The sequence below is a fragment of the Flavobacterium psychroterrae genome (assembly GCF_018380615.1).
Lineage (GTDB): Bacteria > Bacteroidota > Bacteroidia > Flavobacteriales > Flavobacteriaceae > Flavobacterium > Flavobacterium psychroterrae.
Window position 1 is genome coordinate 63,010 of the sequence record NZ_JAGYVZ010000019.1, and the last position, 25,649, is coordinate 88,658.

Genomic DNA, 25,649 nt, shown 5'->3' on the forward strand with positions numbered 1-25,649 from the left:
GGCTCAAAGGGACAGAGGTTTTTTGAAAAAGGTTCAAAGTAGCAAAGGTTTTTTGAGAAAGGTTCAAAGTAACAAAGGCTCAAAGTAACAAAGGTTTAGAGGGACAAAGGTTTTTTGAAAAAGGTTCAAAGGTTTAACAAAAAAAGATGCACAATTGTGCATCTTTTTTTGTTCAGGAAGTGCAAAGTCACAATATAAAAACCTTTGACCCTTTGCAACTTTGACTCTTTGTACCTTTATTTGAAAAGATCATCCATCCCAGGAATCATCGGCATATCCATTTTTGCAACGGCGTCAAGTTCTTGTTCATTAACCCTAGTCGATTTTTCGATTGCTTTGTTTAATGTTACGATTAAATAATCTTCAAGTTGTTCTTTATCTTCAAGCAAAGAGTCGTCAATTGAGATCGATTGTACCTTTCTATTTGCAGTCAATGTTACTTTTAATAATCCGTCAGCGCTTTGTTCGTCAATCAAAACAGTATCCAAACGCTTTTTTGTATCTTCAATTTTTTGTTGGGTTTCTTTAAGTTTACCCATCATTCCCATTAAATCCATTTTTGTTGATTTTTAAATTATTTCATACAAAATTAGTATATTGCTGTATTATAACAATAGAATATTTTATGAAAAAATTAATTCCGTTCTGTTGTCTTTATAGTATTTTTGCTGCTTCGTATTTAAAAACTAATGCTCAATCAATGCAAAACGATATAATGGCTCCAAAAGCCAAAGAAATTCCAAAATCATTAAAAAAACATAAAGAAACAAGAGTTGACAATTATTTTTGGCTAAATGACCGCGAAAACCCTGAAGTTATCAATTATTTAAATCAGGAAAATGCTTATTATGCTGATATGACTTCGCATACAAAAAGTCTTCAGGAAAATTTGTATGAAGAAATGAAAGCGAGAATTAAGGAAGATGATTCATCGGTTCCTTATTTCTATAATGGTTATTTTTATATCACTCGTTTTGAAACTGGTCAGGATTATCCCATCTTTTCAAGAAAAAAAGCAAGCCTTTCTGCAGATGAAGAAATTTTGTTCAATTGCAACGAATTGGCAAAAGGACACGCTTATTTTAAACTGGGAGGTTTAAGTATAAGTCCTGATAACAAATTTGCAAGTTTTGGAGTTGATATGGTAGGAAGAAGAATTTACACCATTCAGATAAAAAACTTAGAAACAGGCGAGATTTTATCGGATAAAATCGAAAATGCTACCGGAGGATCAGTTTGGGCAAATGATAATAATACCATTTTCTACACGAAACAGGACGAAGTTACTTTAAGAGCTGACAAGGTTTTTAGACATAAATTAAATACAGAAACTACGGCTGATGTTTTAGTTTTTAATGAAACAGATGACACTTTTAATGTTTCAATAAGCAAAGAAAAATCCAGAAAATATATTGTGATTGGTTCAGGAAGTACGTTAACTACTGAATACAGAATTTTAAACTCTGATAATCCTGACGGAGAATTTGTTGTGTTTCAGCCTCGCGTGCGTGGTTTGGAATATAGTATTTCACATTTTGAAGACTCTTTTTATATTCTGACCAATAAAGACAAGGCGACCAACTTTAAGTTGATGAAAACGCCTGAAAATAAGACAGGAAAGAAAAACTGGGTAGATCTTATTCCGCATCGTGATGATGTTTTGTTAGAAGATATCGAGATATTTAAAAACTATTTAGTTGTTGAAGAACGCTCAAACGGATTAAATCATATTCGTATTATGCCGTGGAATAAGGAAGAAGAAGATTATTATCTTCCGTTTGGCAGTGAAACCTATAGTGCTTATACCACGACAAATATTGATTTTGATACTGATATTTTGCGTTATAGCTATCAATCGCTTGCAACGCCATCGTCTGTAATTGATTTTAATATGAAGACTAAAGCTAAGGAAATCCTAAAGGAACAACAGGTTTTAGGCGGAAAGTTTGATAAGGAAAATTATATTGAAGAGCGCGTTTGGGCAACTGCCAGAGATGGTGTAAAAGTGCCTATTTCCCTAATTTACCGCAAAGGAATGAATAAAAACGGTAAAAACCCGTTATTGCTTTATTCTTATGGTTCCTACGGAATCACGATGGATACGTATTTTTCATCAACAAGACTTTCGCTATTAGATCGCGGTTTTATTTATGCAATCGCACATATTAGAGGAGGAGAGGACTTGGGAAGACAATGGTATGAAGATGGAAAACTGTTAAAAAAGAAAAATACCTTTACAGATTTCATCGATTGCTCTAAATTTGTAATAAGTGAGAAATATACTTCTGCTGAACATTTATATGCTGAAGGAGGATCTGCCGGAGGACTTTTAATGGGCGTTATTATCAATGAAGCCCATGAATTATACAACGGAGTGATTGCTCAGGTGCCTTTTGTAGATGTTATTACAACAATGCTGGACGACAGTATACCGCTGACGACTGGAGAATATGACGAATGGGGAAACCCAAATAATAAAAAATATTACGATTATATGTTATCTTACTCGCCGTATGATAATGTAAAAGCGCAAAACTATCCTAACATGTATGTTTCTACCGGATTGCACGATTCGCAGGTACAGTATTGGGAGCCAGCTAAATGGGTAGCCAAATTGAGAAATCTGAAAACAAATAATAATCTTTTATTTTTAGATACCAATATGGATGCGGGACATGGCGGAGCTTCTGGACGTTTTGAGGCTTTAAAAGACTTAGCAAAGGAATTTAGTTTTTTATTAGATTTAGAAAAAATTAAAAGCTAATTAGAAATTTTTTGTTAAATTTGCAACCTATCAAGGATATTTAAAAATACCTTCGATTAACTATTTTTTTATGAAAGAAGAAATAAACGCTTATAATAATGTTTTAGAGTTAATAGGTAATACCCCACTTATTAAGCTAAATAAAATTACTGAAGAGTTAGAAGGTAATTTCTACGCAAAAGTAGAAGCTTTTAATCCAGGACATTCCTCAAAAGATAGAATAGCGTTATATATTATTGAAGAAGCTGAGAAAAAAGGGATCTTAACGCCAGGTGATACTATTATTGAAACGACATCTGGAAACACGGGTTTTAGTCTGGCAATGGTAAGCATCATAAAAGGTTACAGCTGCATACTTGCTGTGAGCTCAAAATCATCCAAAGATAAGATTGACATGTTGAGAAGTTTAGGAGCAAAGGTTTATGTTTGTCCCGCTCACGTATCAGCAGATGATGAGAGATCCTATTACAATGTTGCTAAACGCTTACACGAAGAAACCAAAGGCTCAGTTTACATCAATCAGTATTTTAATCAATTGAATATTGATGCACACTATAACACTACAGGTCCTGAAATTTGGGAACAAACTAAGGGACAAATCACACATCTTGTGGCTTGTAGCGGAACTGGAGGAACTATCTCAGGAACTGCAAAATTCTTAAAAGAGCAAAATCCAAATATTAGAATTTTAGGTGTTGATGCTTTTGGGTCTGTTTTAAAGAAATACCACGAAACAAGAGAATTCGATAACAAAGAAATTTATCCGTATCGTATTGAAGGTTTAGGTAAAAACCTGATTCCATCAGCTACAGATTTTGATATTATCGATAAATTTATCAAAGTAACCGATGAGGAAAGTGCACACTCGGCAAGAGAAATCACCAGAAAAGAAGGTTTATTTGTTGGATATACTTCCGGAGCAGTAATGCAGGCAATCAAGCAATATGCTGAGGAAGGCGAATTTACAAAGGATAGTAATATTATTGCTATTTTCCCGGATCACGGTTCTCGATATATGAGTAAAGTATTTAGCGATGACTGGATGAACGAACAAGGTTTCTTTGACAGTGTCAATGAAGAGGAAGTTCAAAAAATTGAATTTGTAAAGTAATAGCATTACTTTTTTTAAATATAAAGCTCCATTCGTTTTGTGAATGGAGCTTTTTTTATACTATTATTTTTAAATTGATCTCTCGGATTAATTATTTAGATGAAAACTATTTAAAATGTTTTATATTTTCCAAAGGCTTTTCATGTTAATCCTCTAAAATCAGCTTTTTTTAAATGTTAATATCGGAATAAATTTTACGAATACCGTATTTATACGTAGGAAGCTTTAGTTTTTGTTGAGGTTAATTTATTGTTTTGATAAATTAGCCAAAACTATAAATAAATACAATTATAGATTGTAAATGATCATTTTTGATTATTTAAACGATTATTTAGGTTCGTCATCGAGTTAATTTTTACAAAAAAACATAATAATATAGTTTAGCAATATTAAATAACGAAATGTTTTTTAATCCTAAATCTACTATTATGAAAAAATTGCTACTTACTTTAATGTTTGTAAGTTATTTGAATGTGAACGCTCAGAATCCAATTCAGGAGTTTAATTTTAATGGAACTTTGAACAATACCGCTAATACAACTTCGTTTATCGGAACCGGTAATTTTGTTACTGACAGAGCAGGAATTGTTAAAGGAGCGCAGCGTTTGACTAATAAAGCACTGGAAGCCGTTGTTGATAATCTTCCACAAGGAAATACTTCAAGATCAATAAGTATTTGGGTTAAATTTAATGATATACAATCGGCTAATTATATTTGGGGTTACGGAACTGCTTATAGTGCACAATATTGCGGTTTGTTGCAACAGGGTACAACGTCTTTTAATTCAGATTTAAGTTTGGCAGGTTGGGGAGCATCTAATGATGTTATTGTTACAACTCCACTTGCAAAAGATGTTTGGTATAATTATACAATAACCTATGATGGAAAAGTATCTAAAATATTCCGTAACGGTCAATTATTAAAATTTGTAGATGGAATTATACGTTCTACAAAAGGGAATATTTTTAGATTAGGTGAAATTAATACCACAATTGGTATTAATGCAGATATCGACGATTTAAGAATCTACAATGTCGCTTTGACTGATGAGCAGGTTGAGGTGTATTATAATAGTTCGAAACCACTTGTAAGTGCTATTGCAAGTACTGAACTAAAAGTGGTAAAAAAAGGCACACTTAAAACAAAAACCGCAAGTAAAAGTGCTTCTTTAAATACAATTGTTGCGACTGGCGATGTTAGTGGTGGCGCAAAAAATGTTGAAGTGTTTTCGCAAGGCCAAAAGATTTATGGCAACAGTACAAATGCAGTCAATATTAATGAATTACCTGAAGGAATGTATTTATTAAAAATAACAAACTCGCCTTCAAAAAAAGTAACTTCAAATTAAAAATAAGATTTCGGTTAATAGAAAATAGTTAGTTAATTTTTATTTTATATTGTTTAGTATGCAATTTTTTTGGATAGTCAAAAAGCCTTGAAAGTATAACTTTATAAGGCTTTTTTGATTTTTGGCATTATTATTTTTAATTTTCAAAAACTCCAAGAATAAAAATGCTTTCAGGTGCTTTTCCTCCTTCAAGACAATAAATAACAGTTAAAGCATTATTTTGAGAAATTTGAAATTGTTCTGAATTGTGATTGTCTGTATAAGCGTAATAAATCCCATTTTCCTCTTTTATTTTGAGATTGTATTTTTGTGATAATGATTCAAGTTGTAATTGGTCAAAATTTGTCAAAGTAGATAATATTTTTACATTTTCTTTTATAATGTAAATCCTTTTATTTTTAATTTCTATATACGAGTTACTCCAAACGGAATAATCTACAGAACTTAACCAATCATCAAATTGATTCGTTACTTGATGTATTTTTTTGCCATCGAAAAAGATATAATCAAATGAAATTTCTAAATGATCTTTCGAAGTTTCCTCATTTTCTATTAAAAGTTTTCCATCCAGATAATCCTTCCAATCTTTCATTAAGTTGTAAATTTCCTGAGTAGGAACTTCGGCAATGCATTTCCAATCGTCGAAAGTATCTATAATTTTAGAGATTTCTTTTTGGCATTCAAGAGTAAAAACTTCATAACCAAAATCATATTTTTCTATTTCACCTGATCTTACTTTGGTTAAATTCATTACAATTTCTTGCAGATATTCATAATTACATGATCCTAGCTCATTTAATGCTTCCAGATCACCATTTATATGAAACATGGGAGTTCCCAAGTCATTTTTATAAAATTTGTACTTAAGCATAATTGAAATTTTTTTATGTTTATTTCCTATTAGATCCTAAGAATTTTGCAATTATCTCATCTGTTAATAATGGACTTTCCCAGATTCCATGAACGTATGTAATATCTTCCCCTAAACTATCTTCTCCGGCGCTTCTGGGTTGAGATTCAGATTGCCATCTTGTAAATTGAATCATTAGATATTCTTTTCCGTCTTGTTCTGTTAAAATAATATTTCCCGAAGTATTGTAAAGTTTATGAATTTTTAAAACACTTGTGAAATATCCTTTATATTCAAAATGCTCTTCGATTTCAAATTCATAAGTTTTAGATAAAAATAATAATTCATTTATAGTGAAAGTTTCATTGGAATCTGTGTACGGATTTGAAAGCAATCTTTTTCTGTAAACTTTACTTTCTGAAAGGTTAATACTTCCATTGGTATTTAAAATTTTTATACTTGGGCGTAATAATTCAGTTTTAATTGAAACTATGCTTCCATTACTGTTTTTAGTACCGTTTCCAAAAATTTCGGTTTGTATGCAATAAAATTTCTCGATTAGTTTCATTTTACTTGTATTAGTTTATCACTATTTAGATTTTTGTCTAAATAAGTAAAAACAAATCTAGTATTATAATGTTGAATTCAATTTTATAAACAACTGAAATTTTTATTTTATTAGAGGTATAAAATTCTTTGTTGTAGTGTGACAGATTTTTTTGTAAAGATGTATTTACAAATAATGGACTTTTGTATTTGAAAGTATTGAATTTTTTAAATTTTATATGAATAGTGTACTTATGCGAAAGAATTGTTTTGTAAATTTGAATTAAATTTATAGTTTTAACACAAAATGCTAAAGTATAAATAAATTTAATTGAGAGTTTAAAATTATCAATTTTGGTTATTTAACGATTATTTTGGTTCGTTGCCGAATAAATTTTTGCTCACATATATTATAATATAGATTAGTGTTGTTAAAGGCACTTTTTTAAATCCCCTAAATCTGTACATATGAAAAAATTATTACTGACATTAATGTTTGTAAGTTTTTTAAATACGAATGCCCAAAATCCGGTTCAGGAATTTAATTTCAATGGATCTTTAAACAATGGTGATAAAACAATTACACTTTTAGGAACTCCTAATTTTGTTAATGACAGAATGGGAACTCCAAAAGCAGCGCAGCGACTTACTAATAAAATTTTGCAGGGTGTAGTAGGGGATCTTCCGCAGGATAATAAGCCAAGGTCAATATCTCTTTGGATAAAATTCAATACTGTTGCTTCGGCAAATTATATTTTGGGTTATGGTGGTGCGGTAAATACTCAATATTTTGGATTGTTGCAACAAACTGTAGCTTCCGGAAATTCTGATTTAAGTCTGGTGGGTTGGGGAGATACAAATAATATTATAGTTTCAGTTCCGCTTCAAAAAGAGGTTTGGTACCAATATAATATGACTTATGACGGTACAACTTCAAAACTATATCGTAATGGTGAATTATTGAAATCAGTTGACGGAATTTCACGTTTAACGAAAGGTTATATCCTGAGATTAGGACAATTAAACGCCAGCATAAGCATTAATGCAGATGTAGACGATTTAAAAATATATAACGTTGCAATGACGCCGGAACAAGTTGCAGAGTCTTATAATAGCTCAAAACCCGCTTTTACGGCTGCTGTAGCTGAAAGTGCTCCGGTTGCTGCTCCAGTAAAAAAAGTTGCTGCTGCAGCGACAACCGTAAAACCTACAGTTGTGGCGAAAACTTCACCTGCTGTTTCGGCAGCTAGTACTACCGAAGTAAATACTGGTTCTAAAAATGTTGAGGTTTTCTCGCAAGGAAAAAAAGTTTTTGGAAGTACAAATGCAACAAATATCAATGATTTGCCGGAAGGAACGTATTTATTGAAAATAACAAATATGCCTTCAAAAAAATAATTTTCAGATTAAAACCAGATTTCGGTTATAGAAAATATTAATTAAAGTTTTTATTTTGTTTAGTAAGCAATTTATTTTTTTGAGCAGAAAAAAGCCTTCTGAAATTTAACTTTAGAAGGCTTTTTGATTTTGTCATTTATCTGTTTTTAGTTTATAACACTAAGAACTACAAATAAAATTACCAGAACGATTACTACGTATTTTGTGTATTTTGATGCTTGCATTATGAATGGTTAAATGGGGTTAATGTATTTATAAAGTCTATTTCTGTTGGAGTAATTTTTCTAAATACTCGATTTTATCTTTTTCGGCTTGTAACAAACGTTCGTAAAGCTTTTTGTTTTCGTCAACAACTTCCATCATTTTATCCAAAGGATTGAATGAACATTGATTTGCGTTTGCATTTACAATACTTCCACTTATATCGTTGTCATAAATGTTATTGAAATAATTAATTGCAGCTTCATCAGAGAAATTCTTAATTGCTTCAACAGTTACACCAAGTGCTTTTGCTACTTCTGCAAGTTTTTCGTCGTCTATAGTTTCGCTATTTTCTATTGCCGATATAGCTTGCTGGTTTGTACCTAAGGCTTGCGCCAAAGCTTCCTGTTTCATATCTCTAAGTTCACGAATACGGCTAATTTTTCGCCCTATATGAATTGGTTTTGTTAATGTGCTCATAGTTCAAAGATAATAATTATCAATAGAAAATTAAGTAATATGTAAAAAACAGGTTCAAAAGCGGTACGATACGAGATAAGTAAAGATCCGTTTGCTTTAGTCTTACTATGATTTTATTGTTTTTAAATGAATATTTACTACAATTGGAACGTTTAAAAAGAATAAGTATAGAAATAATAATCAAATTTTGAGTTCTGTATTTCTTCTTTCAATTTTATAAAACTATTACCTGATATTTTAAAAAACTCTATATCAGATAAATCATTATAATATTTATTTGTAATGTCTTGAGCTTCTTTAAAATATTTATTTTTAAAATAAATTTGACCTTGTTCATCAATTGGTATTGAAAGCGCAATATACCAATCTATTAAACCTAATAATTGACTTTTTTCTAAAATGTAGCTGGCATTATAACTTTCAAGATTATTTACATTTTGCCAATTAAAATCGCTAAAATAATAATCCATCATTTCTGCAAGCAGAAAACAATGTTGCTTTGTATAGTTTAAAAAGAGAAGATTTATACCTTTATCTACCTCATCTGATGTATCAAACAAATTTTCATAATATAATAAATATAGATCTTGAACTGAAAAGCGGTGTTGCTTATTTTCATATTTTTCTTTTATTTTATTGGAGCTACTTATTAAATTTGATAAAATGATATTCTGATATATTCCAAATATTTTGATGCTTACGCTCATGTTATAATTTTTTTCTAATTAATTCTAATGCCCCTTCTAATAATTCTTGTTTTGTTGTCCCCATCGTCTCAGGTGTTAGTCCTTCTATTTTAAATCCTGAAAAATCTTTTGTGGATCCAAGGTATTCATTAAATTCACTTGGTTTTAATACCCGATAGCGCGGATTTGTAATCCGTGCCCGAACTAATAACACGTTGAGCATTCTGATTTGCAGAATTTTTGTATTTAGAAAAGTTTTTCTACTTGTTGTTTTCCAATCTTTATGGGCACGGATTACAAATCCGCTCTATCTGGTTTTTTGTTCAAAACAATTACACTGATGGAAAATTATAATTAATAGTAATAATCTAATTTCTTTTTTTATTGTATTTCTTTAAAAAATAAAATATTAATAATAAGCTAATTATAAAAAATTCTATAAATATCCAAGGATATAATTTTTTTTTAATTATTTCGTCTTTTGTCTCTTCTTTTTTTAAGTATAAAACATTTTTAGAATCTCCAAATTGAACTACTCTAACATTTAATTTTAATAATGTGAGATCATTGTAATCACTATTCTTTAAATATTTTTTTCTGTCATTCTTTAAATAAGATAAAAAATCATAGGCATCGTCATCATATAGACCAAATGAAACTTTTTGATTATTTATTTTACCCTCCACGGATGTAGATATTCGTTTTGAACTAGAACCACTGGTACATTTTTCGATTCTCATGATTCTTTCTGCGTAATTTCCAGTTAGATAAGAGTATTGTTTGTAAGCAGTAGATAAAAAGATAATTGGCAAAATCAAAATATTTATAACTACAAGTAACAAGTATATTTTTTTCATTTTGATTTAAATTGATTTCAAATGGTGGGGTTTCGATTTTTACATCTTCAAACCCAATAGCGCGGATTTGCAATCCGTGCCCGCACTAATAACACGTTGAGCATTCTGATTTGCAGAATTTTTGTATTTAGAAAAGTTTCTCTACTTGTTATTTTCCAATCTTTATGGGCACGGATTGCAAATCCACGCTATTGGTGTGTAAATGCGGGTTAGCGATTTTTTCGTTCTTTTCTTTTGATTTTGATGTAATAAAATATGGCGGGTATTATCGCTAACATAAATATTGGAGTCATCCAATAGTCGCGCATTTCATAAGAAAAAGGACTATTTATTATGTTATATTGTCCTCTGTAAATTATTTTATTTTTTATAGAGCTTATTCTCCAAATTTGAATTTCACTTGTATTTTGACTTTCAACTGTGCTTGTAGGAATCGTAATTCCAATTTTTAATTTATCAGATTTGCAATATCCATAAAATATCCAAGAAGTTTTATTACTGCTACTACTCATTGGTGGGATTTTTTCGTTTACCACCAATATATCTTTATGATAATATTTTTGAGGATTAAATGAGGCAAAAAATATTTTAGTTTTAGTAAAATCATTTACTGTTTCAATTCCTATTATTGATAATCCTAAAAAAAATATTATTAAACAAAGTGTTTTCATAATTAGTATTATTTTTTCATTGTAATTTTTTGTCTGTAGCTTACGTTTTTAAAAGTTTTGGTATAAATATATAACCGAGAATTAGAAGTATAATACAAATTACACTTGCATAATCGACAAAGCCATAATAATTCCTGACTTGTTCTCCATTGCGCTTTATCATTCGTACAGAAGTTGAACTACCATTGTGAAGTTTTCTAAATGTAACTCTATCTCCTATTAAGAATCCATATTCTGCGGTATCACTACTTCCGCCATCTTCATACTTTTTCCCAATTTTATCTTTAATAAAATAAGTATACGTTGTAGCAGAGTTTGATCCTCGTTTGTATGACGAACTATCATAAATAATGCCTTTGACAAGATCTTCGTTATAATATTTAATATTAACGATTATTCGCTGAAGGAATACCAGAAACAATAGTAATACAAAGCCATGAAATATGATTTTTCCTTTCATCGTTTAATTTTCATTATAATTATTAGTAAAATTAATGACGGTACTAACGAACAAATAAAATAAATTTTTAAAAGCTCTACTGTTTTTTTCATTTTTTAGTATGTAGGTCTTTCAAAAAAAATGTTATCATTTAATTTATTTTAAAATAAGTACTAGTAAATTGGTTATTTGCTTTTTGTACCAGTTCCATTTCTACTTGATTTGTATCATAATCTTGCCCTCTGTAAATCCATCTGAAAATATTGGGATAATGTGATTCATCGACAATATTTTTTTTATCTATAATTTTTTGTTCGTCTAAATCATATATAAAACAGATGTTAGAAAACGACTGAATAACTTGAATTTGCTTTGAATTTATTAAATATGCCCATTCGATAGTAACATCGTCTTCAAATTTTATTTTTTTATTTTCTAAAGTTAGCAAATCTGTTAAAATCAAACTTCTTCCATTAATCAACAAATGTTTATCGCGATAAAAAAAACTTCCTGATAAGCCATCTGTAGTTGTATTTCCGTTTTCCCGAAAATATACTTTTAATCTTTTTTTTGTATAATCTAAAGTATTGAGTAAATAACAATCAATGGACGGAATGAACACAAAATTTTTAGTGGGATGCTCTGTTTCAATTTTCTCATTTACTAGACATTGAATTGTTTTTTCTGAAAATAATTCCTCAGTTTTATCAATACCGTCAATCAATACCGAATAATATACAATGTTCTGACCTCTATTAGGTTCTTCCCATCCCATATATTTTAACTCAATTTGTTTATTTATAGTTTTAAATAAACTTAAATGTTCAATTTGCTTTATTTGTATCATATCGGGTTACAAAAATCTCTCTTTTTAAGCTTTGGTTTCTGACAAACTTACTGATTTATTTTTGGTAGTAAATTGAGTAGTATTATTAATTTTTTAAGAAATATCTTTAATTGTTTAGAAAATACCTTAAAATGTTATTTTTATGTCCTATTAGGGAAACTTTATATCTCATATAACTGTTATTTAGCACTATAATTTTAAAGCAAAACAATATGAAAAATTAATATGTTTATTTAATTCTTGCAATCTTTCTTTTGTCGTAATCCAATGGACATACAAAAATCATAATATGGAAGTTATTTTCGGACTAAAAAACAAATTTAAAATGAGAAACATATGTTTTTGTAAGTGTCAGATTTTTCCAAATTAGCGTTTTTATTTTGTAGTTTTTTACATGGTAAAAATCAGCTTCTTATTACCTTTGTATAGTAAGAAATAACCACTTTTTACTTTAGTAATTTTTTGCTTACTTATTTTGTAAATATTTATTTGTCAGTTCATTTAAAGTACTATTTTTGTGCTTTTTTTAACATGGAATTAATTACACATTAATGTCGAAAATCAAGCTTCTATTTTTATTTTTATTATTTATTTCGTTAGGTTATTCACAGGATAAAAAACCCAGAGTAATGGTCAATGCCAGAGCTCAAAAGGATCAAATTTTGATCAGATGGGCGCTTAATTCTCCTAGTGAGTGGCAAAAAGCAAATAAAAAAGGCTTTATAGTTACCAGAACTACGATTTTTCGAGACGGAAATGTTTTGGCAAAGCCCGAAAAAATAGTACTTACCCCAAAACCATTGCTTCCTGAACCTTTAGACTTATGGATGGATCTGGTACAAAAAGATAATAATGCTGCTATTATTGCGCAATCTATTTATGGTGAAAGCTTTGAGATAACATCTGCTAAAGAAGGGGACTTATCAAAAATTGTCAATATGGCTGATGAGCTGGATCAGCGTTATACATTTGCTTTGTATGCTGCTGATATGAGTTTTAGCGGCGCAGTAAAAGCAGGTTGGGGATATATTGATACCAATGTAAAGAAAAATGAAGTTTATGCCTATCAGGTGCGTGTTTTTGAAAGCCCAAAGGTTAAGGAATCTTCTTATATGATAGGTTTAAAAGATTACGGTGCACTTCCGGCGCCAACGGATTTTATTGCCATTCCAGACGATAAAAAAGTATTGCTTTCGTGGGATTATGAAACCTTTAAAAGAATTTACACTTCATACATGGTTGAGAAATCTTCTGACGGAATTAACTATACCCCAATAGCGACAACACCATTGGTAAACTTAAATGATAAAGACGAACATCCGTCTAAAACCATGTATTACATTGATACACTGAGTGTAAATGATAAAGTATATCAATATAGATTGTATGGTATAACTTCTTTTGGAGAAAAAGGCGAAGTAACAAAACCAATTTCGGCAACAGGAGTGTCAGCGATAGTTACGGCTGCAAGATTAGTAGATTATAATATTGTTAATTCAAACGAAGTTAATCTTGAATGGGATTATCCTAAAGAGTCAGAAGGTTTTATTCAGGGATATGAAATTAATTTAGCCAATAATGATAGAGGTCCTTATAAAGTAGTTTCTAAAATTATTCCGCCAACTGAGAGGAAACTTAATTTTAAGGAGAATTTATTTCCGTCAAACTATTTTACCATATCTGTTGTAGGTAAAAATAATCAAAGGCTGACGTCTCAAAGTATGCTGGTGCAGCCTGTAGATTCTATACCTCCGGCAAAACCAACAGGACTTGAAGGTGTAATTGATAGTCTTGGAGTGGTGCGTTTGAAATGGAAGCCCAACACCGAAAAAGATTTACGAGGATACAGAATTCTAAAAGCCAATAATGCCGATGAGGAATTTGTAGATATTTACCATCAATCCTATGTGGGAAATGATTATAAAGACAGCGTAAGCCTTAAAATGACAAACAGCAAGGTTTATTACAGAATTGCTGCCGAAGACATGCGTTTTAATATTTCAGATGTATCTGATGTTTTGGTTTTAGACAAACCGGATAAAATTCCGCCTGCAGCGCCTATTTTTAAAGATTACGATAATAAAGATGGCAAAGTACATCTCAAATGGATACGCAGTTACAGTGAAGATGTAGTAGGATATAGCCTAAGAAGGAGAGAGAAAGGACAGGAAAAGTGGCTGGAGATAAAACAGATAAATGATACCATTCAGGAATTTACAGATGACAGGGTCGAAAACAGGAAAACATATCAATATGCTATTTTGGCTAAGGATAAAAGTAATCTTTGGTCGTCACTGGATCATTCTACGATAACAGTAAACGTGTTGAATTTTACGCCCGTTAAAATAATTACATTTTTACAGGGAGTAGCTGACAGAGAAAATAAAAAAATAGTACTCACATGGGATTATGCCAAAAATAAAGGCAAAATACTGGGAGTAAGTATTTATAAAAATACAAAAGGATCACCACCAACGTTGTGGAAGGAGTTAAACAGCAATGTTTTGACATTAGAAGATAAGAATTTACAAATTAATCAGGAACTCGAATATCATTTTGTTCCTAATTTAGAAAGCGATAGTCCTGCAAAAGCAGAAACCTTAACAGTTATATATTAAGCCTATGAAGAATTTTTACTTATTGATAATTTTATTGGTTTCAGGATTTGGTTTTGCACAAAGTGTTGGAGATTATAAAGTAACAACAACATTAAAAATACGACCATCTTCCGGAAGTTATGGCGGAAGCTGCAGGAACGACGTAAGAATTAATTTACTCTTTACTACAGGTAATCCGGAACTATTAATTAACGAAGGATTAAGTAGCACCTCAAGAGACCAATACACAGTTTTTGAAAATACAAGGAATATTTCTTCAACGAGAAAATTCAGTAAAATTCAAGTTACTGCATCCAGAAACTGGAAAAGAAAAATTGGTGGTTGCGGAGGAAGTGGTTCTTTTAATGATGCTTTAACAGAAAGTACCCAATTTAATTCCTGTACCAATACTTATTCAGATATTGTAAGATGGTGGGATGATCAATTGACTATTGTTAAAACTCCTAATCTTGTTGTTGTAGATCCGGGAATTTATACTGACTTCCCAACAGAAACTAAAATTACAATAAAATCAAATACAGGATTTTTATCTTCGGAGTATAGATGGCAATATTCTTTTAATCCGCCTGATAATAGAGATCCTAATTCCCCACTTTGGATAAATTTACCACAATATAATGGTGAATCCAGCTTTACAGCGAATGCTGTTGACATTTTAGGTAATAATGTAATGAACTATGTAGGTAAGCCAATTTATTTTAGGCAGAAAGCATGTAATATTGTTTCTGATCCTGTAAAATATAATGTACGTTTATCTGCTCCTAAAGTACTTTCAGCAGCAGCTAAACAGCCAACGTGTAGCGATTCTAAAGATGGATCTGTAAAGCTTGCGTTTAATAGAATTTTATTTCCTGGTGAACAATTAAGATATACTTTACTGGATCTTGGCACCGGTACTCCTAGTGATTATAATGGTGATTTATTAATTGATAGTAATAAAAATTTTACTATTTCAGGCATAGAGGCAGGTCAATATACGCTTCAATTAATTGGTTTTATAAATGGATTAAATACTTCAACTTCTCCTGACAGCAAGGATTTATTTGCAATTGCAACTTTTACAATTGCTTCTCCGCCTATCTTAGATTTTACATTAAACGCTACAGATGTTCAATGTTATAATGGAGGTGACGGGACTATAACTATTACACCAACCGGAGGAACGCGAAGCACATCAGGCAATGATTATTATTCGTTAGACAATGGATCGACCTGGGTTCCTTTTGCAAATAATAAAGCACATACTATTACGGGTTTGACACCTGGTACTTATAAGATTAAAGTAAAAGATATGATGGGCTGTATTGCCAAAATACAAACATTGGTTGGTGAAGAGATTCAACTTGGTCTGGATAAAATTTTAGAAAAAACAATAGAACAGCCATTATTGCCTTTAGCATTGAATTACACATTAAAAACTGAACCAACATTTTATGGAGCAGCTAACGGAAAAATTGTAGCTGCAATAACCGGCGGAACTATTAATGATGATAAAACATATGCTTATGAGTGGAAAAACAGCAGTGGAGTTGTGTTACCCGCAACTGGTCAATATAACACTGCAGATAAAACATATAATATTACGTTAGAAAACGTTCCTCAAGGAGAATATAAACTAACAGTAAAAGATAAAAATTACAGTAATGCCGTAAATAAGGCAACTTGTTCTATTATTGAATCATCTCAAACGTTAACACAACCAGAGAAAATAGTAATTACACTGACGGAAACAAAGGCAATTTCCTGTAATACAGAAAATCACGATCCTGATACAGGCGATGCAAATAAATTGTCAGATGCGATTTTAACAGCCACAGTAATTGGAGGAATTAAATTTACAGGATCTGCAAATAGTGGTTTACCCTATAAATTTATCTGGTCAAAATTCAATACCGTAACTAATGTATGGGATGAATTAAAAGATTATAAAACTGATACGGCAACTGGTCTGGGCAAAGGAAACTATTCGTTAAACATTGTAGATGCTAATAATATTGTTCAGGGAACTTATAATACTACAGATCTGGAAACTGCAATTCCGGCAACGATAGAAATTGTAGAACCAACAAAATTAGAATTATCCTTTACCTCAGGAAATATTTCCTGTCACGACGGTAATAACGGTTGGGCTACTGCAAATGTTACAGGAGGTACAGGCGATTACACCTACATCTGGTATAATACAGGTGGCGGAATTGTTGATGCAAATAAAATATCTCAATTAACATTAGGTACTTATACTGTTACAGTTTCGGATAAAAACGAATGTTCTATATCGGGAAGTGTTGATATAACAGAGCCGCAATCGCCTGTACAAATCTTATACAAATACAATGAAATTATTACCCCTACTTTTTCAGGAGCTACTAACGGACGCATTGTAGCCGAGATAAAAGGAGGAACGCCTTTTGATGGCACAGAAAATAACGGTAAATTGTATAATTACGAATGGAAAAACTCAAAAGGAGAATTACAAACTACTACCGCTGTGTTAGAAAATGGAGTTTATACGATTACCATGAATGGTGTTCCGGCAGATGATTATTTTTTAACGATTAAAGATAAAAATTATGATGAGGCAACAAGCCAAATCATTAATTGTTCTGTATTAGAGTCTAAAATGACATTAAATGAGCCGGATCCTTTAAAAGTTGTTTTTGAAGTTGTTCGAACTATTTCTTGTAATAAAAATAACGAATTTGGGAATGCTAAAGATACCACACCCAACGATAGTCAGCGTGATGAATCACAAGACGGTATTGTAGTCGCTCATGTTACGGGCGGAACTCCGCTTGAAGCAGATAAAAATAATGGATTGCCTTATTATTTTTATTGGAAAAAACAACAAGCAGACGGTACTTGGTTGCCCTTGGCTGATATTACAAGTGAAACAGCTATAAACCTTTCACACGGAAATTATGCTTTAAACGTACAAGACAGAAACGGCATCAGGTTAGGAACTTATGTAAATAATCTACTTACACAAGAAATTGATGTTACACAATTCATGCAGGAGCCGCCTAAATTATCTGTTACCATTACTCAGGGAAATGTTTTTTGTAATGGCGGAAATGACGGTTGGGCAACAGCAATTGTAACAGGCGGAACAGCTCCGTACACATACAAATGGTCAAATGGAGTAGAAATTGATGAAAACACTGTTTTAAAAGCCGGTACATATACAGTATTTGTTACAGATTTTAGAGAATGTACTACACAAGCAAGTGTTATAATTAAAGAACCTGCAACACCACTTGCTATTAAATATACTGAGGTGCTCAACCCAAGTTTTTACAAAGCTACTAATGGAAAAATTGTAGTAGAAGTTACCGGTGGTACTATTTTACCGGACAACTCATACTGGTTTGAATGGAAAAACAGTAAAGGCATAAAGCAAACGACAACAACAACTGCTTTTAGTAATGGTATTTATACCATTACTTTAAACGGAGTGGGTGAGGAATTGTATAGCTTAACGGTTCGTGACGCTAATTATAATGCTGCCACCAATAAAACAAGTTGTACCGTTGCCAATTCGGTTACCGCTTTAGATGACCCGGATCCGCTTGAAGTTACTTTTGAAGTTGTTCGTACTATTTCATGTAATGTGAGCAATCAATTTGGGAACGAAACAGATGCTAATCCGCAGGACAGTCAAAGAGATGAATCTCAGGACGGTATTTTAGTTGCTCATGTTACAGGAGGAATTCAGTTAGCCGCTGCTAAAAATAACGGTTTGCCGTATTATTATACCTGGAAAAAACAAGTGGGTAACTCGTGGATAATATGGAACGATCATGATGAAACAGCCGAAAACTTATCTAACGGAACCTATGCTCTGAATATTGAGGATGCCAACGGAATTAAACTTGGAACATATGTTAATAATCTTTTGGTAAAAGAAGTTGATGTAACCTACCCAATGCCGGAACCGGCAAAATTACAATTAACCTTTACCAAGTTTGATGTAGGTTGTACCACAGGAGATGACGGTTGGGCAGAAGCGCATGTTTCCGGCGGAACTGCACCTTATACATACGAGTGGACCAATGGCGAAACAACATCTAAAATTGAAAATATTACAACAAACAACTACTTTGTAATCGCAACAGATGCAAAAGGATGTATTGTTCAGGGAAGTATTTTTGTAGGTGACCCTAACGGAATATTTACTACAGAAACGGTCAAAAATCCTACTTGTTATAAAGGAAATGATGCCGCAATTGAACTCAATGTGACAGGCGGAAACTTGCCGTACAGCTATTTATGGAATACAGGAGCAACTACTAAAGACCTCAACAACCTTACAGCAGGAAATTATGAAGTGGCGATTACCTGTCCGGATTGTTGTGTGTACAAAAAGAAATTTGTTTTAAAAGATCCGGAACCGGTTATTGTTAATATTGGTCCTGACAGAACATTGTGTATCGATCAAAATCTTGATTTAGATGCGACAATTGCAGATAAAAAAGCAACATACAGCTGGACATCAACAAACGGATTTACATCGAATGAAGCAAAAATAAACATATCAAAATCCGGAACATATCATGTAAAAGTAACTTCAGGTTTAGGGTGTATTGGTGAAGATGAAATTGCAATAAAAACAAGTCAGACAGCCATTAGTTCTGAGTTTTTATTAAGCTCACAAGCCTATTTAGATGAAGAAGTAATTTTAATCAATACCAGTAATCCTTTTGGCGAAAGCACAAATTGGGTACTTCCTAAAGGAGTAAAAGTAGTAGAACAAAAGGAAAAATACATCACATTAAAGTTTCATGCGACAGGAGTTTATTCCATTGGTTTAGAGCAAACGCAGGGAGAATGTTACGCAGTTTACAACAAAAATATTACAGTAGAACAGCGAAGCACATTGCCAAATAGTGAAACTGCATCGCAATTTATTGTTGATTTTATTGTAACGCCAAATCCGAGTAATGGTAATTTTAAAGCACTTGTAACTTTAGAGAATACCAGTGCCATCAACTTAAGATTATTTTCTACAACGGGTCAAAATACGATGATCCAGAAAAAAGAATCCGGTAAAAAGAAATACGAAGTAGATTTTGAAACTTCGTTAGAATCCGGAATGTATATTTTAGTATTAGAAACAGGGCAACAAACATTGGTTAAAAAAATTATTATCTACTAAAAATGAAGAACTTTTTCAAAAATATAATATTATTCATTTTGTTTCCCCTTTTGGGGCTAGGGGGCTTTGGCTCAGCAGCTTACGCTCAGCTATATCCCGTACAGTTAACGCCGGTTTTTAATAGTCCGTATAGCATCAAATTGACTGATTACGTGACTAGCATGGATACCAAAATGCAGTTGCTGATCAATCCTACAGATATTGCGATTGCACAAAGACAAGTACGTTTAAAATTGTACATACAAGGTAACGGACTTAATGTACAAAGCAGCGATTTTATACAAGGACAGCGACCAATTTTTATAAATGGCGGGGAATTACAAACGCTTACAAATACTGATATTGCAGCGCTTTTCAGGCTTGAAAACCTGCAGGGAATTTCTCCTGCACAATATGCGAATGGCTTACCGGAAGGAATGTACAATTTTTGTTTTGAGATGTATGATTTTGTAACCAATCAAAAAATTTCACAAAAAAGCTGTGCGAGTTTGTATTTGATATTAAACGATCCGCCTTTATTGAATACACCGCAAAAAAACGAACAAATTGCCTCGACAGAATTTCCGAATATTTTATTTACCTGGACACCACGCCAGATAAATGCCACTAATGTATCATACAAATTTGAGTTAAAACAACTTATAGATCCTACATTAGACCCACAATTTGCGTTCCAGATGTCTCCCATTTTATATGAGGAAACACTTTTTTCGACCGCTTTATTGTATAATTTAAGTATGCCCATTCTTACTCCCGGTTTGCGATATGCATGGAGGGTAAGAGCGATTTCTACAACAGGACTTTCAGAAAACGCGGTCTTTAAAAACGACGGATACAGCGAGATATATTCGTTTAAATATACCGCTTCATGCGCAACACCAACCTTTTTGTTAAGCGAAGCCCAGAATTCTAAAAGTGTAAAAATTACGTGGGAAGGAACACCGGAACATACCCGCTATCAGGTACAATACAAAAAACAGGATGTTCGCAATGCGCAATGGTTCTCTACAAACAGTTTAAACACACAAAGTTTAATTACCAATTTAGAGCCTGGTGTTACCTATCAGTTTAGGGTAGGTTCAAGTTGTGATCCCGCAGCAGATGGAGTTCAGTCATTTACCTATTCCGGAGTCAGCACATTTACAACACCTACACAAACGAATGGTGTTCCTGCATATAATTGTGGTATTACGCCTGAAATTAATATTCAGAATCAAAAACCGCTTACTAATTTAATACAAAGCGAAACCTTTAAAGCAGGGGATTTTCCGGTAACGATTTTAGAACTTAAAGGCGAAAACAGCCCTTATTCAGGACGAGGTTATATTATTGTGCCTTATTTAGCCGATACTAAAATTGCAGTTGAATTTAATAGCATCGTAATCAATACCGATTATCAATTAATAAGCGGTGTTGTAGAAACCAGCTATAATCCGGACTGGAAAAATATTACTGATGTAGAAGATTTTACCGGCGAAGGTCAAGGAGGACAAATAGAAGAAACTGTTCCGTTTATCATAAAAGATATTGTTATTAATGCCAATGGCGATATTCTTGTAAATGGATTCGATGGGCAACAAGTAACCATTCCGGGAGGAAAAGATACTGTTATTACAGATAGTGGAGGTGTAGATGAAAAAGGAAATAAAATTCCGCCTAAAGTTTATAACGTAGACAGTGCAGGAAACGGCAGTAATCAAGGTACTGAATTTGCCCAGGGAGGTAAACCAATTCCAGAAAATACAGATGGAGTTGACAAAACCGGTCAGGCAACAGCATTTACGGCTAAGGGAATCTCAATTGCCTTTACTGGTAATGGCAGTAAATATGCGTTTGATGTAATGCCGGAAAAAGCAACTGATGCTTTACAAAAGTTATACAAAAAAGTGGGTAATGTAGCGTTGCCTTACAAAGCAGTTTTAAATGGCGATACAGATACCTTATTAGCTACAGTAAATGTTACGGATAGCAATATACAATTAGACAGTATTGTTTTTAAAACCCAAAATGGCGCAAAAATTGACTTTAAAAGAAACGATAAAGTTTTTGTGTTAACTGTAAAAGGAACTCTGAGTTATGCCGAAGAACAAATATTAGCCACCGTAAAACAAGGCAAAAAATGGCAGGTAATTGGCGCTTTCATGCTGGTAAATATTTCGCCAAAAGAGGTGAATGTTGCTTTGGTTCCTACAGATGACGTTTCTGAAAAGAAACTTGATGCCGTTATTGCCAGCACTAAGTCCATCTATGATAAAGTAGGAATTAAAATAAACTTTAAAAAAGAAGGAGTACTAGAAAATTTTGAAAGCGTAGTTCCAAATAGTGTTGATAAAATTAAGACAGAAAAAAATACACTTACATCAACTTACAGTACCGTTCAGCAAAACATAAACGCTCTGTACAAGGGTGACGGAAATAGCTACGTACTGTTTATAACCGATAAAAAATCCAGTACAGGACAAGAAGGTTATATGCGTTTGAATGGCCAATTCGGTTATGTATTTACTCCCCCTTCGGGGGTAGGGGGAACTAAAACTCCTGCACACGAATTAGGTCACGGAATTTTTAAACTCGAACACCCTTTTGATACTTATAAAACTTCTGAATCAAGTACTGATTTATTGATGGATTATAGTTCAGGAACTATCTTGAATCATCAGGATTGGAAACAAATTAATGATCCTGTATTTAAATTGTATGCGTTTCAAAGTCAGGCTAGTGGGGAGTTTGCTGATGGTTATGTGGTAAGTCCTAATTTCGAAGTATTCAGTATTGGATCAGAACGAAGCAAAGTAGATAGGAATACTTACTCAAGTAATGATGTTAGGACTAATGATGGAACTATTCCTGGATTTGTATTCAATGGAAATTCATATTGGTGGAAAGATGTTGAATATATAAATCAATCCGGAAGCTATCCATTAAAAAAAGTTACTAATCTAAAGTCTATTAGTAACAAATGGCTATACTTATTTTTTAATAAAGACAATGAATGTGGAAAAACAACGTATGTCACAGTTCTAGTTTCAGATTATTTAGACAGCAATAAAACTCTTAAAGAGTTTATGCTTACATACAAAGATTCTAAAACGAAAAAAACAATTATTTGTAATGATCCTCAGGCTAAAGAATGGAATGAAAGTAGTAAAGGAAAAGAAGTTTTAAGTGTTGTTAATGTAAACGATCAGAATATTAAAATTATAAGAGATTGTGGAACGGATGCTTATTACCAAAAATCATTATTTACTTACAATAATGATATTAAGACTTGGGGACAAGTTACTGTAATGAATCTTGATCACAATCTTAAAGAAAATTCAAAAAATAAGTCTGGAGACGATTTAAAATTGATCAGCTTAGGAGGATTAAAATATATCAATCCTTCTCAACAATATAATGGAAACCCGATATTTGAGCCAAAGTATATTGAAGAATTAAATAACAAATTGGCTTATTTAGAAGTTAGTTCAGGAATTCAACTACATATTAACTTTGTAGAAATAACATGTACTTTTACTCAAGAAGAAGGAGATAGATTTGCGAAAAACATTTTCGAAAATAGTAATATTTCAAAAGCAAAAGGGATTTATGTATTAGTGGTGCGAAATATGAACGCTCAAAATGTATTAGAATGGAAAACTTATTTTGCCTATGGTACGGAAATTAGCGATTCAATAAAAGCTAATGCTAATAATTTATTGAAAATTAATGACGATAATAAGTTTAAAAATTTCGGTCAGTCTTTAATCCAATTCTATAAAACAGTACCCAAAAAACAATTACAATACATTTATGAAATAGAATTAGCAACAGATGAGGAAAAGAATGCTGATGTTGAGTTTAAATTTATAACAAAAAATATTAATGGAAAGGTGGCTGTTACTGATAACCAAATTGGTAACGCAATAGAAGCTAAATATTTCTTCAAAGACACTCAAACAAATATTACTAAACCATTAAATGTAACAATAGGCTTAAAAGAGCTTAAAGAAGAATTTGTTTCAGAACAAGGATTAAACTTGGCGTTAGTGTACGCTGATGAGTTTGCTGGTTGGAAACTTCAACGTAAAGATATAGACAAAAATAATCTAGCAGGATCAGATGATATACGAGTTAAGATTGTAGACTGTAAATTCACCCTAAATCAATCTTGTAATGGAGAAACCATTGATAAAGCTCTTTTAGTAGCTGGTATTGCTTCAATGCCTTTTGGTAATGTAGCTGTTGTCATAGATGGTCTGGCAATTGTTTATTATGCCTCAACCGGGCAAACAGATATTGCATTGATGTATGCTGCAGGATATGCTTTAGGACCAACTTTATTAACAGCCGCAAAACTTGTAGAAAGGTTTGTTGTTTTCAGTGAAAAATTTTATTTAGCAAGTAAGTTTAGTAGATTAGTAAATGAAACTGTTGTAACTGATGCAAAAGTTTTAGAGTTTTTAAATAAACCTGTAAGCGCAACAAATCACGAATTTTTATTTTTAGATCCTGAGTTAGGTTATGCTTTCATAAAGGCAGAAAAGAATCAAATACTAGCAGGCTATGTGAAGGTTGTAAATAACAGTAATGAATTTTACGTATTAGAATTAAAAACTGGAAATCACATTCTTTCCAGTAAATATGAAAACCCAACAACTGAAGAGTTACAAAATGCTTTTAAGGAGTTAAGTTTATCAAGAGTAAAAAAGATTACGACGACGGATGAATTAATAGAATTTTTAGATAATGTTACTGAATCTACAACTGTTTCTGATTTAGAAGTAAGAGGAATAAAATCATTTTTTAGAGGAACTAACAGAAGTAAATTAGATGGTAGTCTATTTCCTGGTAGTACAAATGCACAAGGAGGAGGTATGTCTGTTTCTACAGATCCAATAAAAGGGACAATATTTTCTATAGAAAGCGCTACAAAGAATGGAGGATATAAAGGGATTTTACAAATGGGGACTCCAAATGATTTAAGAAACATTAGTCTGTCTGCGCCAAATAGGAGAATAGAACTTGAATTAGAAATTGTATTTAACACTTCTGCTGATAATTTTGGCAAAACAGCTAAAATTGAAATATCTGTTGAAAATGCAAGAAAACTTGTAAAAGAGATTTATGGGATTGATTTACCACGTACTTTGACAAGAGACGAAGCGAATGAAGCATTAAAAAAGTGGCCAGCATCATCATTAGATAAATCATTTGAATTCTATCAAAAAGCAATAAAATATAATGAGTTATGAGAAATTTTGGAAATATTGAAACAAAACTTTATTCTGATGGAAGTTTAAGGGAGTTTCCTGCTTTGTTTTTGCAAGACATTCCTAGAGAAAAAGATTTACAAAAAGGCAACTTACCTAAGATTGTAAATCCTAATCAAATCTTTTTATTCGCAAGGGCTTACGATTTGGATGTAAAAGTAGATACAACATTTGATATTATATTCATGTATAATAATATCGATAATTGGCTAAAAACAAAATGTGTCTTAAAATATGTTTCTGTTAATCCAAGCTATGAAATTGATTATATACCAATGAACTATTCAGCTCTGTGCTTATTTGAGTTTGAGGACGGTAAACCTGAAATATTAAATAAGTTGCAATGTTACATGGAAAAAAAGGATTTACATCATGATAATTTAATTATCACTCAAATTCCTTTGCTGGAAAAAATATTGAAATATTAA

The 25,649-nt window shown here is 32.0% G+C and carries 18 protein-coding genes; 8 read left to right on the forward strand and 10 right to left on the reverse strand.

The window, feature by feature from the left end:
• Window positions 1-236: 236 nt before the first annotated feature.
• A complete protein-coding gene (locus KHA90_RS18480) occupies window positions 237-557 on the reverse strand; it encodes a YbaB/EbfC family nucleoid-associated protein (protein ID WP_213304390.1) in 321 nt (106 codons plus the stop codon).
• A gap of 68 nt (window positions 558-625) precedes the next feature.
• On the opposite strand from KHA90_RS18480, the gene KHA90_RS18485 reads away from it, so the two are divergent.
• The 3 genes from KHA90_RS18485 (at window position 626) to KHA90_RS18495 (ending at window position 5,224) form a co-directional block, all read left to right on the forward strand.
• Window positions 626-2,764: a S9 family peptidase gene (locus KHA90_RS18485; protein ID WP_213304393.1), complete on the forward strand. Its 2,139-nt coding sequence runs from the start codon at window positions 626-628 to the stop codon at window positions 2,762-2,764.
• Window positions 2,765-2,834: 70 nt separating this feature from the next.
• Window positions 2,835-3,875: a PLP-dependent cysteine synthase family protein gene (locus KHA90_RS18490; protein ID WP_213304396.1), complete on the forward strand. Its 1,041-nt coding sequence runs from the start codon at window positions 2,835-2,837 to the stop codon at window positions 3,873-3,875.
• 428 nt (window positions 3,876-4,303) lie between these two features.
• Window positions 4,304-5,224: a LamG domain-containing protein gene (locus tag KHA90_RS18495; RefSeq protein WP_213304399.1), complete on the forward strand. Its 921-nt coding sequence runs from the start codon at window positions 4,304-4,306 to the stop codon at window positions 5,222-5,224.
• 136 nt (window positions 5,225-5,360) lie between these two features.
• Here KHA90_RS18495 and KHA90_RS18500 read toward each other — a convergent pair whose 3' ends face one another.
• Together KHA90_RS18500 and KHA90_RS18505 are read right to left on the reverse strand one after the other, a co-directional pair.
• The gene (locus tag KHA90_RS18500; RefSeq protein WP_213304402.1) at window positions 5,361-6,095 is read right to left on the reverse strand and encodes a hypothetical protein; all 735 of its coding nucleotides are present in this window, start codon (window positions 6,093-6,095) and stop codon (window positions 5,361-5,363) included.
• Window positions 6,096-6,114: 19 nt separating this feature from the next.
• Window positions 6,115-6,642: a hypothetical protein gene (locus KHA90_RS18505; RefSeq protein WP_213304405.1), complete on the reverse strand. Its 528-nt coding sequence runs from the start codon at window positions 6,640-6,642 to the stop codon at window positions 6,115-6,117.
• A 446-nt stretch (window positions 6,643-7,088) separates the two neighbouring features.
• Here KHA90_RS18505 and KHA90_RS18510 point away from each other — a divergent pair, with 446 nt between their 5' ends.
• The gene (locus KHA90_RS18510) at window positions 7,089-8,018 is read left to right on the forward strand and encodes a LamG domain-containing protein (protein WP_213304408.1); all 930 of its coding nucleotides are present in this window, start codon (window positions 7,089-7,091) and stop codon (window positions 8,016-8,018) included.
• 261 nt (window positions 8,019-8,279) lie between these two features.
• Here the strand turns inward: KHA90_RS18510 and KHA90_RS18515 are convergent, their stop codons facing one another.
• The 7 genes from KHA90_RS18515 to KHA90_RS18545 form a co-directional block, all read right to left on the reverse strand.
• Complete coding sequence (locus tag KHA90_RS18515; protein WP_213304411.1) at window positions 8,280-8,699, reverse strand: helix-turn-helix domain-containing protein; 420 nt, start codon at window positions 8,697-8,699, stop codon at window positions 8,280-8,282.
• 152 nt (window positions 8,700-8,851) lie between these two features.
• Window positions 8,852-9,406 carry a hypothetical protein gene (locus KHA90_RS18520; RefSeq protein WP_213304414.1) on the reverse strand — a complete coding sequence of 185 codons (555 nt, stop codon included), beginning with the start codon at window positions 9,404-9,406 and terminating at the stop codon, window positions 8,852-8,854.
• 1 nt (window position 9,407) lies between these two features.
• Window positions 9,408-9,608 (reverse strand): hypothetical protein, encoded by a 201-nt coding sequence (locus KHA90_RS18525; protein WP_213304417.1) that lies wholly within the window; start codon window positions 9,606-9,608, stop codon window positions 9,408-9,410.
• 145 nt (window positions 9,609-9,753) lie between these two features.
• Window positions 9,754-10,242, reverse strand: a complete 489-nt coding sequence (locus tag KHA90_RS18530) for a hypothetical protein (protein ID WP_213304420.1) — start codon at window positions 10,240-10,242, stop codon at window positions 9,754-9,756.
• Window positions 10,243-10,451: 209 nt separating this feature from the next.
• A complete protein-coding gene (locus KHA90_RS18535) occupies window positions 10,452-10,913 on the reverse strand; it encodes a hypothetical protein (protein WP_213304423.1) in 462 nt (153 codons plus the stop codon).
• A gap of 40 nt (window positions 10,914-10,953) precedes the next feature.
• Complete coding sequence (locus tag KHA90_RS18540) at window positions 10,954-11,373, reverse strand: hypothetical protein (RefSeq protein ID WP_213304426.1); 420 nt, start codon at window positions 11,371-11,373, stop codon at window positions 10,954-10,956.
• Between the two features lie 130 nt (window positions 11,374-11,503).
• Window positions 11,504-12,199: a hypothetical protein gene (locus KHA90_RS18545; protein WP_213304429.1), complete on the reverse strand. Its 696-nt coding sequence runs from the start codon at window positions 12,197-12,199 to the stop codon at window positions 11,504-11,506.
• A 551-nt stretch (window positions 12,200-12,750) separates the two neighbouring features.
• Here KHA90_RS18545 and KHA90_RS18550 point away from each other — a divergent pair.
• Genes KHA90_RS18550 through KHA90_RS18565 form a run of 4 tightly spaced genes read left to right on the forward strand, consistent with a single transcriptional unit; the run spans window position 12,751 to window position 25,649 of the window.
• Complete coding sequence (locus tag KHA90_RS18550) at window positions 12,751-14,817, forward strand: fibronectin type III domain-containing protein (protein ID WP_213304432.1); 2,067 nt, start codon at window positions 12,751-12,753, stop codon at window positions 14,815-14,817.
• 4 nt (window positions 14,818-14,821) lie between these two features.
• The gene (locus KHA90_RS18555; RefSeq protein ID WP_213304435.1) at window positions 14,822-19,969 is read left to right on the forward strand and encodes a T9SS type A sorting domain-containing protein; all 5,148 of its coding nucleotides are present in this window, start codon (window positions 14,822-14,824) and stop codon (window positions 19,967-19,969) included.
• A 2-nt stretch (window positions 19,970-19,971) separates the two neighbouring features.
• On the forward strand, window positions 19,972-25,203 hold the full coding sequence (locus KHA90_RS18560; RefSeq protein WP_213304448.1) for a fibronectin type III domain-containing protein: 5,232 nt from the start codon (window positions 19,972-19,974) through the stop codon (window positions 25,201-25,203).
• Complete coding sequence (locus tag KHA90_RS18565) at window positions 25,200-25,649, forward strand: hypothetical protein (RefSeq protein ID WP_213304451.1); 450 nt, start codon at window positions 25,200-25,202, stop codon at window positions 25,647-25,649. Before KHA90_RS18560 ends, KHA90_RS18565 begins: the two co-directional genes overlap by 4 nt.